Annotated in this window: 13 protein-coding genes; 5 read left to right on the top strand and 8 right to left on the bottom strand. The window is 67.8% G+C overall.

Annotated elements, in window-relative coordinates:
- Nucleotides 1-1,245, top strand: a complete 1,245-nt coding sequence (locus QOI01_RS06570) for an acyl-CoA dehydrogenase family protein (RefSeq protein WP_526379373.1) — start codon at nt 1-3, stop codon at nt 1,243-1,245.
- Here the strand turns inward: QOI01_RS06570 and QOI01_RS06565 are convergent.
- The 4 genes from QOI01_RS06565 to infC all read right to left on the bottom strand — a co-directional run bounded on the left by QOI01_RS06565 (nt 1,235) and on the right by infC (nt 3,387).
- The gene (locus tag QOI01_RS06565; protein ID WP_526379372.1) at nt 1,235-1,987 is read right to left on the bottom strand and encodes a TrmH family RNA methyltransferase; all 753 of its coding nucleotides are present in this window, start codon (nt 1,985-1,987) and stop codon (nt 1,235-1,237) included. The genes QOI01_RS06570 and QOI01_RS06565 overlap by 11 nt on opposite strands.
- A 101-nt stretch (nt 1,988-2,088) precedes the next feature.
- Nucleotides 2,089-2,478 (bottom strand): 50S ribosomal protein L20, encoded by a 390-nt coding sequence (gene rplT / locus QOI01_RS06560; RefSeq protein WP_526379371.1) that lies wholly within the window; start codon nt 2,476-2,478, stop codon nt 2,089-2,091.
- A 54-nt stretch (nt 2,479-2,532) separates the two neighbouring features.
- Nucleotides 2,533-2,727 (bottom strand): 50S ribosomal protein L35, encoded by a 195-nt coding sequence (rpmI, locus tag QOI01_RS06555; RefSeq protein WP_140694803.1) that lies wholly within the window; start codon nt 2,725-2,727, stop codon nt 2,533-2,535.
- A gap of 24 nt (nt 2,728-2,751) precedes the next feature.
- Nucleotides 2,752-3,387, bottom strand: coding sequence for a translation initiation factor IF-3 (gene infC, locus QOI01_RS06550; protein WP_526379390.1), 636 nt, complete (start codon nt 3,385-3,387; stop codon nt 2,752-2,754).
- A gap of 230 nt (nt 3,388-3,617) precedes the next feature.
- Between infC and QOI01_RS06545 the strand changes: the two genes are divergently transcribed.
- The 3 genes from QOI01_RS06545 (at nt 3,618) to QOI01_RS06535 (ending at nt 8,885) form a co-directional block, all read left to right on the top strand.
- Nucleotides 3,618-3,980, top strand: a complete 363-nt coding sequence (locus tag QOI01_RS06545; RefSeq protein WP_526379370.1) for a DUF1844 domain-containing protein — start codon at nt 3,618-3,620, stop codon at nt 3,978-3,980.
- Nucleotides 3,981-4,040: 60 nt separating this feature from the next.
- Entirely contained in the window at nt 4,041-7,358 is a 3,318-nt protein-coding gene (gene lysX, locus QOI01_RS06540) for a bifunctional lysylphosphatidylglycerol synthetase/lysine--tRNA ligase LysX (protein ID WP_526379369.1), read from the top strand.
- Nucleotides 7,359-7,508: 150 nt separating this feature from the next.
- Nucleotides 7,509-8,885, top strand: a complete 1,377-nt coding sequence (locus tag QOI01_RS06535) for an alpha/beta hydrolase (RefSeq protein ID WP_526379389.1) — start codon at nt 7,509-7,511, stop codon at nt 8,883-8,885.
- On the opposite strand, the gene QOI01_RS06530 is transcribed toward QOI01_RS06535, so the two are convergent.
- Together QOI01_RS06530 and QOI01_RS06525 are read right to left on the bottom strand one after the other, a co-directional pair.
- Entirely contained in the window at nt 8,879-9,961 is a 1,083-nt protein-coding gene (locus QOI01_RS06530) for a hypothetical protein (RefSeq protein WP_526379368.1), read from the bottom strand. The two genes, QOI01_RS06535 and QOI01_RS06530, sit on opposite strands and share 7 nt — an antisense overlap.
- Nucleotides 9,958-11,298, bottom strand: coding sequence for a hypothetical protein (locus QOI01_RS06525; protein ID WP_526379367.1), 1,341 nt, complete (start codon nt 11,296-11,298; stop codon nt 9,958-9,960). The genes QOI01_RS06530 and QOI01_RS06525 overlap by 4 nt, the downstream gene beginning before the upstream one ends.
- Nucleotides 11,299-11,380: 82 nt before the next feature.
- Here QOI01_RS06525 and QOI01_RS06520 point away from each other — a divergent pair, with 82 nt between their 5' ends.
- The gene (locus QOI01_RS06520; RefSeq protein WP_526379366.1) at nt 11,381-12,028 is read left to right on the top strand and encodes a hypothetical protein; all 648 of its coding nucleotides are present in this window, start codon (nt 11,381-11,383) and stop codon (nt 12,026-12,028) included.
- 4 nt (nt 12,029-12,032) lie between these two features.
- Here the strand turns inward: QOI01_RS06520 and QOI01_RS06515 are convergent, their stop codons facing one another.
- Entirely contained in the window at nt 12,033-13,262 is a 1,230-nt protein-coding gene (locus tag QOI01_RS06515; RefSeq protein WP_526379365.1) for a CHAT domain-containing protein, read from the bottom strand.
- Nucleotides 13,244-14,974 carry a hypothetical protein gene (locus QOI01_RS06510; protein WP_526379364.1) on the bottom strand — a complete coding sequence of 577 codons (1,731 nt, stop codon included), beginning with the start codon at nt 14,972-14,974 and terminating at the stop codon, nt 13,244-13,246. The genes QOI01_RS06515 and QOI01_RS06510 overlap by 19 nt, the downstream gene beginning before the upstream one ends.
- Nucleotides 14,975-15,040: the final 66 nt, after the last annotated feature.

Here is a 15,040-nt window from a genome sequence, read left to right as displayed (position 1 = left end):
ATGCTCGAATGGTCTGACGTCGATGTCGCCGTGCGCGATGCGGTTCGCGAATTCGTCGACAAGGAGATCCGTCCCCACGTCGATGATCTCGAAAGTGGCGACATGCCGCCCTATCCGATCATCCGCAAGCTGTTCTCCGCGTTCGGCATCGATGCGATGGCCAAGGAGTCGCTGGAGAAGCGATTCGCGAAGATGCGCGACGGCGGCGCTTCCTCGGGTGGTTCGTCGTCGGGCGGCATGTTCGGCGGCGGCAGCGAGCAGGCGGGTATGGGCTTCGTCCTGGTCAGTGAACTCTGCCGGGTCAGCATGGGCGTGGTCACCGGCATGGGCGTCAGCCTGGGCCTCACGGTGCCGACCATTGCATCGCGCGGCACGCTCGCGCAGCAGGAGCGCTGGCTGCCCAGCCTCGTCACGTACGAGAAGGTTGGCGCGTGGGCGATCACCGAGGCGGACTCGGGCTCGGATGCGTTCGGGGGCATGAAGTCATATGTCGTGCGCGACGGCGACGACTACGTCCTCAACGGTCAGAAGACGTTCATCACCAATGGGCCGGATGCCGACGTCACCGTCGTCTACGCGAAGCTGGACGAGGGCGACCCGGGAGTGTGCCAGCGCGACCGTAAGGTGCTGACCTTCGTGCTGGACAAGGGCATGGACGGCTTCGTTCAGTCGAAGCCATTGCGCAAGATGGGGATTCGCAGCTCGCGAACCGGCGAGCTGTTCTTCAACGAGGTACGTCTGGGCCGGGACCGGCTCTTGGGCGAGACCGAGGACAACGAGAAGGGCGACGGCCGCGACAGCGCACGGTCGAACTTCTCCGCCGAGCGCATCGGCGTTGCCGCCATGGCCCTCGGGGTGATCGAGGAATGCCTGCGCCTCTGCGTCGACTACGCCAAGTCGCGCACGTTGTGGGGCCAGGAGATCGGCCAGTTCCAGCTCATCCAGCTCAAGCTGGCGAGCATGGAGGTGGCGCGGATGAACGTGCGCAACATGCTCTTTCGCGTCATCGAGGCGTCCCAGGCGGGTACCTCGATCTCGCTGCCCGAGGCCTCGGCGATGAAGTGGTACTGCTCGCAGGCAGCCACCGACGTGGCGATGGAGGCCATCCAGCTGTTTGGCGGCAACGGCTACATGACCGAGTACCGGGTGGAACAGCTCGCCCGCGACGCCAAATCACTGATGATCTACGCGGGTAGCAACGAAGTGCAGATCACCCATGTGGCGCGCGGGCTTCTCAGCGGTTAGCGCGGGCGCTCTGATACAGGCAGATCGCCGCCGCCGCAGCGATGTTGAGGCTCTCGGCGCTACCCGGCATCGGGATTCGCACCCGGGCGTCCGCGAGCGCCGCCACGTCGGCTGCAAGCCCGTGGGCCTCCGCGCCGAACAACCAGGCGGTGGGTGTGGACAGTTCGGCTACCAATTCAGGACTGTCGAGGGACAGCTCGCCGTCCAACGTCGTCGCGAGCACCCGCAGACCCCCGGATCGCAGTGCCGCCACCAGTGCGGGAGCGTCTGGGGCTGAAAGAACCGGCAGGGCGAAGATGCTTCCCGCCGAGGCGCGCAGACACTTTCCGTTGAACGGGTCGACGCTCTCCCCCGCGAGCACCACCGCGTCGGCACCCATGGCGTCGGCGATCCGGATCAGCGTGCCGGCATTGCCGGGCTCAGAGGTCTCGACTGCCACCAGCAGCAGCCGCGGAGAAGTGTCGAGCACGTCGGTCAGGCTGGCCTCGGGCATCGTACATACCCCGACAAGGCCGACGGGAGTCACCGTGTCCGACAACACCTTCGCCGCCTTGTCGGTGACAAGGTGGACCGACCTCGAACCCAGGAGGTCATCGAACCGGTCAAGCGCGACTTCGGTCGCGAAGACGTCGGCGACGAGCCCTCTCGCAAGCGCGGCCCCGAGGAGGTTGGGGCCTTCGGCCAGGAAGAGGCCCGAACGTTTACGGCCCACGTGCCGCAGCAGCTTGGCCGCCGCGACCACGCGGGCCGAACGTTCGGTGAGCGGCTCGCGCCCTCCGGTACCGATTGCCCGGTCGCTTCGCTCTCCCCCGCAAGCGGGGGGACCCCCAGCCCTGACCAAGCTCAGGCGGCCTCGCCGGCTGGGGCGTTGACGTCCTCGGGAAGAGCGGCCTTGGCGACCTCGACGAGCGCGGTGAACGCGGCCGGGTCGCTGATGGCGATCTCGGAGAGATTCTTGCGGTCGACCTCGACACCAGCCAGCTTGAGGCCTTGGATCAGGCGGTTGTAGGTGATGCCGTTGGCGCGGCCCGCAGCGTTGATCCGGGAGATCCACAGCTTGCGGAAATCACCCTTGCGGGCCTTGCGGTCCCGGTAGGCGTAGGTCAGCGAATGCAGCTGCTGCTCCTTGGCCTTGCGGTAGAGCCGCGACCGCTGGCCGCGGTAGCCCTTGGAGGCCTTGAGGACGGTACGCCGCTTCTTCTGGGCGTTGAGTGCGCGCTTCACGCGTGCCATGGGGGTGTTCCTAAATCTCGTTGGGTCAGGTCGGGCCTAGGAAGGCGTGTCAGTTCAGCCGTTCAGCATCTTGTTGACGCGGCTGGCGTCGTTCGCCGCCACGACCGTGCGGCCGTCGAGCCGACGCGTGCGCTTGGTCGCCTTGTGCTCCAGCAAGTGCCTGCGGCCGGCCTTCTGGCGCACGATCTTTCCGGTGCCGGTCTTCCGGAAGCGCTTCGACGCGCCGCTGTGTGTCTTGGCCTTGGGCATTGAGTCCTCGGTTCTCGTGATGGATCAGTTCGTGGATGGAGTTGGTGGTGCTTCGCTGGGCGGAGCCGCCGCGGGCTGGGCGGGAGCGGGTGCCGCCCGCTGCGCTTGTGGCGCAGCAGCGTCGTGCGCCGCCCTGGCCTTGGTCTTGGCTCCGCGATGGGGTGCCAGCACCATCGTCATGTTGCGACCGTCCTGCTTGGCGGACGTCTCGACGAAGCCGTAATCGGCGACGTCGGCGCCCAATCGCTGCAGGAGGCGGTAGCCCAACTCGGGCCGCGACTGCTCGCGCCCGCGGAACATGATGGTCACCTTGACCTTCGACCCGGCCTCGAGGAAGCGGACGACGTGACCCTTCTTGGTCTCGTAGTCGTGGTCGTCGATCTTGGGTCGAAGCTTCTGTTCCTTGACGACGGTCTGCTGTTGGTTCTTGCGAGACTCGCGCTCCTTGAGTGCCGTCTCGTACTTGAACTTGCCGTAGTCCATGATCTTGCAGACCGGGGGCTTGGCGGCTGGTGCAACTTCGACGAGGTCGAGATCGGCATCCGCGGCGACGCGGAGTGCATCTTCGATGCGCACTATGCCTACCTGCTCACCGTTTGGTCCGATCAAGCGGACTTCAGGTACACGTATGCGCTCGTTGATGCGGGTCTCAGTGCTGATGGGGCCTCCTATGTAGTCTTGGCGGGGCCCAGCCATCAGCGAAAGGCCCTGCACATTGCAGGGCCCGATGCCGACCGATCACGGCTCACGCCGCCTGCGTCATACGCAGAACAGGCACCGTAAGATGCCTGTGACCGGACCGTTGAACCTAGGTGGCCAACGGTGGGAGCGGGACTCCACTTGCTGTCCTGGCGTTCGCCGGGACGGTCGCGCGTGCCAGTCTAGCAGGCATGACTCAGTTTCCTGAATCACCCGAACCGGCGGCGCAACCGCCCACCCGAGAGTTGGCCGAGATCCCCGCCGTCGAGGTGATCACCAGGGCGGCCGTCATGTTGATGAGCGCCGCCGCCGAGAAGCTGGGGTTGTCGGCGGACGACCCCGACGAGTCCCCGTACCGCGACCTCGACGAGGCGCGACGGCTGATCACGGCGCTGGCGGGGCTGGTGAAGGCCTCGGTGGAGTACCTCGGACCGCATGCCGGCCCGGTCCGCGACGGCTTGAAGAATCTGCAGTTGGCATTCCGCGAATCCTCGGCATTTCCCGACGAACCCGGCCACGGCCCCGGCGAGAAGTACACCGGGCCGGTCTGGTAGGCCCGTGTCTCCGCCGCACTCCCAACCATTCTGCGGTTTGAGCGAATATCCTCGCGGCCTATGACGGTGACCATGCCCAAGCAGCAGCGGGCCTCGAGTTTCCGATGGGTGCCTGCCGCCGCCGGGTGGATCGTCGGCGTCATCGCGACGCTGTCGCTGATCGCCAGCATCTCGTCGCTAGTGCGGTTCGTCATCAGGGTCCCCCGCGAATGGGTCAACGACTACATCTTCAACTTCCCCGACACCAGCTTCGCCTGGGCGTTCGTGCTTGCGCTGCTCGCTGCGGCGCTGGCGGCCCGAAAGAGCGCTGCCTGGTGGATCCTGCTGCTCTACATGGTGGCGGCCATCGGCTGGAACGTGGGCGATCTGTCCACCGGGCCGGAATCGGTCATGGAGGATGTGGGCGAAGTCATCGGCCTCGTCTTCCACGTCGCCGCGATTGCCTTCCTGGTACTGGCCCGCAAGGAGTTTTGGGCGAAGGTGCGGCGCGGCGCGCTGTTCAAGGCCGCCGCTGCGCTGACCGCCGGAATGGCGATCGGCATCCTGATCGGGTGGGGCCTGCTCGAGATGTTCCCCGGCTCGCTGGATCGCGACGAGCGCCTGCCGTACGCAGCCAACCGCGTGGTCGTGTTCGCAGGCGTCGACGCCGACGCCTTCTCCGGTCATCATCCGCATGTCTTCGTCAATGCGCTGCTCGGCCTCTTCGGCGCGGTGGCGCTCATGGCGGCCGCCGTCGTGCTGTTCCAGTCTCAGCGGGCCGAGAACGCGCTGACGGGTGAGGACGAGTCGGCGATCCGCGGGCTGCTCGAGCTGTACGGCAAGAACGACTCGCTCGGGTACTTCGCGACCCGGCGCGACAAGTCCGTGGTATTCGCGCCGAACGGCCGGGCCGCGATCACCTATCGCGTCGAGGTCGGCGTGTGTCTTGCCAGTGGCGATCCCCTCGGCGACCCGCGGGCCTGGCCCGCCGCCATCGGCGCCTGGTTACAGCTGTGCGAGTCCTACGGGTGGGCGCCGGGCGTGATGGGTGCGAGTGCGACGGCGGCACAGGCGTTCCGCGAGGCAGGCCTCAACGCGGTCGAACTCGGCGACGAGGCGATTCTCTACCCGGACGGGTTCAAGCTGTCCGGTCCCGACATGAAGCCCGTCCGGCAGGCCGTCACCCGCGCGCGGCGGGCGGGTCTGACGGTCCGCATCCGCCGCCATCGCGACCTGTCCCCGGATGAGATGGCCACTGCCATCCGGCGGGCCGACGACTGGCGGGACACCGAGACCGAACGTGGATTCTCGATGGCGCTTGGCCGTCTCGGGGATCCGGCCGACAGCGACTGCATGCTGGTCGAGGCCATCCAGGAAAACGCAGACGAGCAGGATGCCGTCGTGGCAATGCTGTCGCTGGTGCCATGGGGCACCAATGGGGTGTCACTCGACCTCATGCGCCGGTCGCCGCAGTCGCCCAACGGCACCAACGAGCTATTGGTCAGCGAGCTGTGCCTGCAGGGCGAAGCCATTGGCATCACCCGTATTTCGCTCAACTTCGCGATGTTCCGCTCGGCCTTCGAGGAAGGTGCGCAACTCGGCGCAGGCCCGGTGGCCCGGTTGTGGCGCGCGCTGCTGGTGTTCGTCTCGCGCTGGTGGCAACTGGAGACACTGTACCGATCGAACATGAAGTACATGCCCGAATGGGTGCCCCGCTTCGCCTGCTACGAGGATGCCCGCCTGATCCCGCGCGTCGGCATCGCGTCGGTGATCGCCGAGGGCTTCCTGGTGCTGCCGTTCAGTCATCGCACTAAACAACACACGGGACAACACATCTCCGCGCCGCAGACGCTGGTCAACTCCGGCAGACTGCAACATGATGGCAGCGCCCCCGACCTCACCGGGCTCGAGATCGAAGGCGCGAAGCATGACGTCGTGCACCGGCTGCCCGAACAGGTCAGGGTGCGGATGGCCAAGCTGAAGACCCTGCAGGACAACGGTATCGACGCCTACCCGGTCGGCAGGGCCCCAAGCCACACCGTCGCGCAGGCCCTCGAGGCGGCAGCTGAGGACACCGTGACGGTGTCCGGCCGGGTGCTGCGGATGCGCGACTACGGCTCGGTTCTGTTCGCCGATCTACGCGACTGGTCCGCCGAAGTACAACTGCTGTTCGACAATTCGCGCCTGAGCGAGGGCAGCACTGCCGACTTCACCAATGTCATCGACCTCGGTGACCTCGTCGAGGTGACGGGCAGCATGGGCGCCAGCAATTCGGGAACTCGGTCGCTGCTGGTGGACGGCTGGCGGTTGATCGGCAAGTGCCTGCGGCCGCTGCCCGACAAGTGGAAGGGTCTGACCGACCAGGAGGCGCGGGTCCGCACCCGATATGTCGACCTGGCGATCAACACCGAGTCTCGTGACCTGATCCGGGCTCGCAGCCACGTTCTGCAGGCCATCCGGGAGACGTTGTTCGCCAAGGACTTCCTCGAGGTCGAGACACCGATCCTGCAGCAGATCCACGGCGGCGCGAATGCGCGGCCGTTCGTGACGCACATCAACGCCTACGACCTCGCGCTCTATCTGCGGATCGCCCCTGAGCTCTATCTCAAGCGGCTGTGCGTCGGCGGGGTCGAGCGGGTCTTCGAACTGGGAAGGGCCTTCCGCAACGAAGGCGTGGACTTCAGCCATAACCCGGAGTTCACCCTCTTGGAGGCCTATCAGGCGCACGCCGACTACAACGTGTGGATCGGCGGCTGCCGAGAACTGATTCAGAACGCCGCACTGGCGGCCAACGGCTCACACGTGGTCATGCGACCGCGGGATGACGGCAGTCTCGAACCGGTGGACATCTCGGGTGAATGGGCGGTGAAGACCGTGCATGGGGCGGTGTCGGAGGCCCTGGGTGAACACGTCGACACCGATACCGATCTGCCGACCCTGCGTCGATTCGCCGACGCCGCGAAGATTCCGTACCAGACTCACTGGGACGCTGGCGCGGTCGTCCTGGAGATGTACGAGCACCTCGTCGAGGACCGCACCGAGGATCCGACTTTCTACAAGGACTTCCCGACGTCGGTGTCGCCACTCACGCGACCCCACCGAAGCCTGCCCGGGGTCGCGGAGCGGTGGGATCTGGTGGCGTGGGGCGTGGAACTCGGCACCGCGTACAGCGAGCTGACCGACCCCGTCGAGCAGCGCCGCAGGCTCCAGGAGCAGTCGCTGCTGGCGGCCGGCGGCGACCACGAGGCGATGGAGCTCGACGAGGACTTCCTCCAGGCCATGGAGTATGCGATGCCGCCAACCGGTGGCCTCGGCATGGGGGTCGACCGCGTGGTCATGTTGATCACGGGCCGCAGTATCCGCGAGACGTTGCCGTTCCCGCTGGCCAAGCCACGGTAGGCTCTGTCGATCTCCGAGTCGCTTCGCTCTCCCCCGCAAGCGGGGACCCCCAGCACCGGTTCACAGCCGACCACCAGGAACGCCGTCCACGATATCGTCGTGACACAGTGGTCCGCAGCCGGCGACTTTCGGCAACAGCATCTCTCGTTGATGCACGGTTGGTTGCCCTTGACGATTCAGGCCGTCACCGTGGTCGTCCTGTTGGCCGCGATCGGTTGGCGCACCCGCCGTTGGCGGCTGGTGTGGCTGCCCGTGGCGGCCATGGTCGGCATCGCCGTTGCGGTGACGTCCCATTGGTTGATCTCGTCGCAGGGACTGGCCGACGACCCAGCTCCGAAGTTGCTGTGGATCTGGCTGACGTTTACCGGCATTGCTGTTGTGGTCGTCGCCGTCGGATGGCCCGGTGCTCGATGGTGGCGTCGCGCGGTGTCCCTCGCGGGTCTGCCACTGAGCCTGTTGTGCGCCGCGTTGGCGCTCAATCTGTGGGTCGGCTACTTTCCCACCGTCCAGACCGCTTGGAACCAGCTCACGGCGGGGCCGCTTCCCGATCAGACCGATCAGACGACCGTGGTAGCGATGGAGCAGAAGCACCAGATTCCCGCCAAGGGCGTGGTGGTTCCCGTCAACATCGGCTCCACCGCTTCGGGATTCAAGCACCGCGGCGAGCTCGTGTACCTGCCACCCGCCTATTTCGCCACGGACCCGGCACCCCACCTGCCCACGCTGATGATGATCGGCGGCGAGTTCAACACACCCGGTGACTGGCTGCGCGCAGGCAATGCGATCAACTCCGTCGACGACTTCGCCGCGGCCAACGGCGGCAATGCGCCTGTCCTCGTGTTCGTCGACACCGGCGGCGCGTTCAACAACGACACCGAATGCGTCAACGGATCTCGCGGCAATTCCGCCGACCACCTCACCAAGGACGTGGTCCCGTTCATGGAGGCGAACTATCGCGTGAGCGCCGACAGGGCGAATTGGGGTCTCGTCGGATGGTCGATGGGCGGGACGTGTGCGGTCGACCTGGCGACCATGCACCCCGACATGTTCAGCACGTTCGAGGACATCGCGGGTGACGCCGCGCCGAACTCGGGAAACAAGCAGCAGACCATCGAGCGGCTCTTCGGCGGCAACGCCGCGGCCTACGCCGCCTTCGACCCGATGAGCGTCATCACCAAGCACGGCCCGTACCGCGGTCTGTCCGCGTGGTTCGACATCAACGGCTCGGCTCCCTCGGCGGGTCCGACGGTGGTGAACGCCGTCAACAAGCGTGGTACCGGGCTCGGTGGCAAGGACGCCGCGGCGCACGTAAGCGATCAGGCGGCGGCAGCCAACTCCCTGTGCGCTCTCGGCGCCGTCAACGGCATCGACTGCGCGGTGGTGTCGCAACCGGGGAAGCACGACTGGCCCTTCGCCGACCGCGCGTTCGCTGCCGCACTTCCGTGGCTGGCGGGTCGGATCGGCACGCCAACGATCCCCGTGCAGGGCCTGCCCGGCCCGCGGCCCCGGCTCTCGCACATTCAGTAATCGGACTCGGCGGCGACGATCTCGGCGAGGAACGCGTCGGACCCGGGGCGCGCCAGCCGCGCCCTGGCGAAGGCGCGTACACGCTGCCGGATCGCCATAGCCTCACCGGGCACGTCGGCCCCGATGGCCACCGTGGTCGCCGACCAGTCGTGGTCCCATGCCTGGTTCTCGGTCAACGGCCCGTCGCCCCGACCCACGAGGACGATCGCGGCCGTCCCGTTGGCGTCGAGGACTCCGGTGCCGGTCACGTCGCCCGAGCGGAGCCGCACCTCGATGCCGCGTGCCGACGCAGCGCCCGTCAGCGCGACGCGGACCGTCGCGAGCACCGACGAGTCGGCGGATTCGATCGACCAGACGATCGTGTCCTCCGCGGCGTCGAAGGTCCCGGCTGGCACGGCGACCCAGTCGACCGACCCGACGCCGCCGGCGATGGCCCCCGAGGCCCGACTGCGTTCCGCCCCGGCCGCGAGCGCAAAGTCGGAACGGCGCCGATCGACTGAATCCGCAAGCCGCACAGGTATTTCCGCAGCCAACCACGCACCGACCCCGGCCGCGAGCTCCGCACACACCCGCACCATTTCGACGACGCGGGGATCACCGTCCCGCTCGAGTGCGAGCAGAGCCACCTGATGCGGTGCGAGAAGCCCTTCGACGTCGGAATCCAAGGTGTCCTCGGTGAAGAACTCCTGCGCCGACTCGGTGAGAACCGCCAACTCACCGTCGAGCAGGGCACGGTCGAGCCGTGCGATCCCGTCCCGACGACTCTCCGGCCACCAGCGGCGCATCCAAAGCCCTACGGCGAGGCGCCGCAGTGGTTCGAAAGCGCCCGGCAGCAGATTGAATTCGGCCAGCTCGGCTCCAGCCACGATCGCCGCGTGGCCGGCCGGTCCGAGGACGCGCCACAGCCAGTCGGCGGCAACGACGTCGGTGACCGTCAACGTGGTGGCGGCCGCACCGTTCGGGTCGTCGACCGTCCAGGCCAGGACCGCACCGCTGACCTCCAGCACCGCCGTGGCGGGGACCGCCGCCACGGCCGGCCCAGAAGTCCAGACACCCGAGTCGGCCACGAGTCTCACCAGACCACCTCGAATTCCTGGAGCTCCAGCATCGACTTGATGCGCTGGCGATGGTCGAGACTCACCGAACGGGCGACTCCCACGAGCAGGGACCGCACGTCGTCGACGTCGCCGCACGGCTCCTGCCATACGTCGCGACCGTGCAGGCGGGCCCACAACCGCCTGAGATAGGGCCGCGCGAAGTCGGACAGATCGTCGACCACCTGTCGCTGGCGGGGATGGATCGGGCCGCCCGCGACCAGGTAGCGGCGCGCATGCAGGACGTAGGCCTCCTTGCGCAGCCGCGTCTGGATGCTGCAGGCCAGCGCGTACCTGGCGGCGGTGTCATCACGCAACGGCGCGAGATCGACCGCAACCTCGATACCCGCGACCAGCGTCGCCTGGACGTCCTCGGCGAGCAGGCCCCATGGCGCACACGATCGGTCCACCTCTTCGGCGCACAGCAGCGGAATGTCGGGTAGTTCGTCGCGGTCGAGTCCACGTCGCAACGTGGCTCTGACGCGATCGACGACGCTGCGATTGAGCGGGAGCTCGATGTCGGCGCCCGACTGCACCGGCGGGGGTGGTTGCGGGGCAACCGAACTCAGCCCGATGTCGACGATCGACCACGGTAGGTCCACGAATTCGGCATGTGCCCGCGCGCCGAAGTTGTAGGGCGTGGCGTCCGCCACCAGCGCCGACCACACCCGTTGCCTCGCCATTGCGGCGGTGTGCCCGTCGGCGGCGCCGAGAACCGTGGTGAGACCCGCGAGGAACGGTCCTGCGATGGTGTCACCGGGCCGCACGTCGCGCCAGCTGCGCTCGAGCTGACGAGACAGCTGGGCCACCACCTGCTCGCCGTCCACGTACCGGTTGAGGACCTCGATGGCGGTCCGGTCGCGGTCGTCGTGAACCCCACGAAGTATCGACTCGGCGGTGTCGCGATCCCCCTCGGCGGGTGCGCCCCTGGTCACCGCGAGCTCGAAGCACACCGGAAAGTAGAGTTCCTGCGCATTGCCGGTGGTGATCCTCAGCCTGCGACGCTCCACCTTGAGTACCGCGAACCAGGCAGCGGCAGAACGCAAATGCGGCGCATGGTCGATAATCAGATTGCGCATCGACGCGGCGGCGTCAGCGGTGACCACGGGCGCCGAGTACTGCGGATTGGAACGTAACCGAAGCACCAGCGGATCGAGGATCCGTTTGACGGTGCGTCGCAGCGGGGCACCGTCGGCGCCGCTCAATACCTCGACCCCCTGGCCGATCGCGCGCCACGCTTCGTCGATCACGGCACGACGAGGCAGTGCAAGTGCCTCGCGGGTGGCCCCAACGGACACCAGGCGTCGAGCCGTGGTCATCCGCTCAGGATAGGCCGGGCGTCTCGGTTTGGACCCTGAAAAGTTGGGTTCGGTAGTCGCGGCGCCCCCGCAACCTGGTGGCATGTCCGACGTTCTCCTGACCGCCATCGTGATTTTGATCTCCGCCGCGATCGGTGCTGCGCTGTGTGGACCGCTCTCGCGTGCCACCAGCGCACCCGCCGCGCCCCCCGAAGGACACCGGCCGCGGCAAGCGGTCGGGATCGGCACCGTGCGCGCCATCGACGGGCCCATCACCATCGACGTGGAGAGCATCTCGGGGCTGCGCTTCGTCGGCAGATTGCGCCAGCACGCGGGCGAGGCGCCCCTCGCCGCGCTACGACCCGGTGTTGTGCTGTTGGTGACATTCGATCCGGCTGCACGCGAACAACTCTCGCTCGCAGATGACATGGCTGCTGTCCGCTCGGCCTTCGACCAGATGCTGGTTCACAAGGGCCTGGTGACCCAGGGGCAGTTGGACCTGATCAGGAACGGCACCAGGTCCAGTGGCGTCGTGACCGCGATGAGGGCGACAGGCGCCGCGCGCGAGGACTACCGGGAGGTCGAACTCGACCTCATGGTCCGTCGTCCGGCGGGGGGACAGTTTCCTGCCCAGGAGACTGCACTGGTGCCCGAGTCGGCATTGGACGGGGTCGCTCCGGGGTGTGTGATCGACGCCTATTACCGCACCGACGACGAATCCTCGGTCGCCGTCTGCGTACCGCCCGGTTGACTGCTCAGCGCGCGCCGTCGACCGCGAACGTGACGAGCGCGGCCCAGTACAGCGGGCTCGCCGTCGGGTCGCCGGAGCGCCACTGCCGCATGCGTTCTCGCTGCCACCGATTGACAGCGCATCCGCCCTCGTCGTCGCCGTGCGCCCGGTCGACGGCGGTCACTAGGTCGGCCATCGGATCGACCGTACCGCCGGTGAACTGCTGGTACCCCGCCGTCGTCGGCAACGACCAGAGCGTCGCCGTCACCAATTCGGCACCACTCAGGATCATCGCCGCCACGAGTCCCGTCGCCTCGTCGAACCGGTAGTCGCCGCCCGACGCGCACGCGAGCAGTGCCACCCGGGGCGGCATTGGCATGCGCCGCGACATGATGGTCGCCGCCGTCAGAGGGGTTTCCTCGGCAAGATGCAGCGAGGCCTGATCCGCGCGCCCCGCCCGGTCCTCCGCGGCACTGGCGTGACCGACGTACAACAGGCGCGCCGGCTCCTCGGCCAACATCTTGGCCAACCAGTCACGGTCGGCGTCGGTCCGGCGGAACAGCTCGGCGGAGGCGCTGACGGCAGGCAGAACCCGTTGGCGTGCAACGACGTCTGCGAAGTAGCGCACCAGTGTGCTCTCCGGTGTCGGCCGGCCGAGGACCGATCCCAGGGTCGAGTCCGCCCGCTGCCCTGGCACCCTCGGGTCGAGGATCAGCAGCGGCGGGCGGGAACGACGCCCGGTCCACCTCGTGCGGGGTCGAGGTGCGTTGACGATGTTCGGCGGAATGGCCATCAGCACGTCGACGAGTTCCACCAGCCGATGTCCCACCGACCCAAGGACGGCAGGCAGAGCGAGTAGACCCCACGGCACGCGGGCCAACCTCGCGCACGGCGAGACGAAGAGCACGGCGCGGGGGCTCGACACGTACTGCAGCAGCAGTTGCCAGGCCGGATCGGACAGCAGCACCGTCCCGAGGCGTTGGGCGAGAGCCCCTTCGGTCTCCAGGCTGGCCAGCGGCCCGGCCGTCAGCGCCCTGTCCACCGCCTCGGCGATGGACTCCCCCACCGCCGGCTCCGGGAGTGCGCCCGCGAGTTCGTCCAGTGCTACGCGGATGAGCGCTTCCTCGACCACCCAGGTGACCGTCTGCGACGGTTCGCCGACGACCCGCAGGCTGGCGTAGGTCGCGACCCCGACGTCCGCGAAACGCAGGACCAGGGCCGGGCGCTCGCTCTTGCTCAGGGCCACGTCGCCCATGCGGACTCGGCCGCGGTGACGCACTGGCCGTAGCGCTGCAGTGCCAGGTCCCGGTAGTGGTCGAGCACCGGGCCGGTGGTCGGGTCCATCTGAAGGGGAGGCAGCGGCCCCAACCGGGTGAGCCCGGTGCCGTCCGTCACGGGCGGACCGGCAGCCACCAGGGCGAGTTCGTCGACGTCGGTGATCGGGGCCGCCGCGGTGAAGACGCTGGACCACTCGGTCGGCGCAGTGTCCGAAGGCGCCGCAGTGAACGTTCCTCGGGCACTGTGGTATTCGACGAGCTGGCTCAGCAGATCGGCGTTCTCCCACTCCCACGCGACGGCGAAGGCGCCCGCGAGCAGCGGCGCCGACACACAGGTGGCCCACTGAGCCCTGGCCTCGGCGTCGCCGATCGAGTACCGCACCGAGTCGACGGCCAGGGAGGCAGGCACCTTGAGTTCCGCGGCCCGCTCCAGCTTCTCCATCGCGGCGCCGTACCGCGGGGTGCTCGGCTCCGCACGCGTCACAGTCGACCCCGCGCGGTACCTGGCCTCCGCGGCATCCCAGTCCTCGCTCGGATCCCCGGCACCGTCGAAGCCGAGGTCGGCTAGGGCTTCCGCTCGCCACACGTTGCCTAGATGGTCGTCGAGCCTGGCGTAGGCCAGCCAACTGCTGCGCGGTGAGGCGTCCAGGCACGCGCGTGCCTGCGAGACCATGTCGACGGCTTCCGCATGACGGCCGCGGAAGATCGCGATCCAACTGCGCTGAAGCAGAATCCGGTGGATCTGCAACGGCTTGCCGAGTTCGCGCCAGTGACGCTCGGCGTTTTCCCAACACTCGTCGGCGACCTTGAGTCCGCCTGCCGACATCCTGGTCAGGCCGAAGAAGAGCCAACATCTGGAGACGTCGTCGGCGCGGGCGTATCGTGCGATGACCGGGTAGGCCTGGTACATCAGCCGTTCGGTGGTCACGCGGTCGCCCATTTGCCAGCTGGCGGCTCCGCGCTCCAATTGCGTTCGCGCCGTGGCCAACTCCCACCCACGCGCTTCGGCCCGGGCGCCCGCCCGCCGCAGCCACGGTTCCGCCTGGTCGAGCCTGCCGGTTTCGATGCAGAATCTGGCGTACCCAATGCCACCGAGCACGCGTAGGTTGTCGGCGGCCTCACCGGTGCCGGTCGATGCCCGGACGTGCTGGATCACCGCCTCCCACAGTGGAACGGACCGCACGTGCAGATCGTCTTCGCACAGCGCGTTCGCGCACACGATGCGCGCATACGTGAGCAGGTAGGAGTGCTCGTCGGCGAGGTCGCCGAATTCGTCGTCCCCGTCATCGAGGGCCAGGAGCGCGACCGCAGCGCCTTCGTGGTCGCCGGTCGCGGCGGCCAGACCCGTCTCGAGAAAGCCTGCCCGGCGTCCGTATCTGCGGATCATGTGCCGCACGTCGGGGGTCGTCATCGTCAGCTTCTCGAGCACGTCCGGCGCCGCCGTGCCCGCCAGGATCGTCGAGTAGATGGACAGGCACTCTCGGATTCGTCGGGCGCCCTCACGCACACCCTCGTACGCCGTCCGCGCCAGGTAGAGCTCGCCGAGCTGGGCCAGGGCCTCCATCATCCAGTCATCCCGGTCCGTCGCCTCGATCTTCGGCATCAGCGACAGCAGCAGCTCCTTCGCCGTCGTCTCACCAGAGGCGAAGGACATCTGGCGAGCGCGCTCGAGCTCGTCGGGGACCGACACGGCTGAATCATAAGGCGGTGCGGACCTGCGAAAGCGGCGGGCGGGCCAAGCACGTCCGCCGCCCGC

Origin of the sequence: Mycobacterium sp. (genome assembly GCF_032162605.1) — a bacterium.
GTDB lineage: Bacteria > Actinomycetota > Actinomycetes > Mycobacteriales > Mycobacteriaceae > Mycobacterium.
The sequence above is the reverse complement of the archived record's forward strand: the minus strand, read 5'-3'. Positions and strand labels throughout refer to the sequence as shown.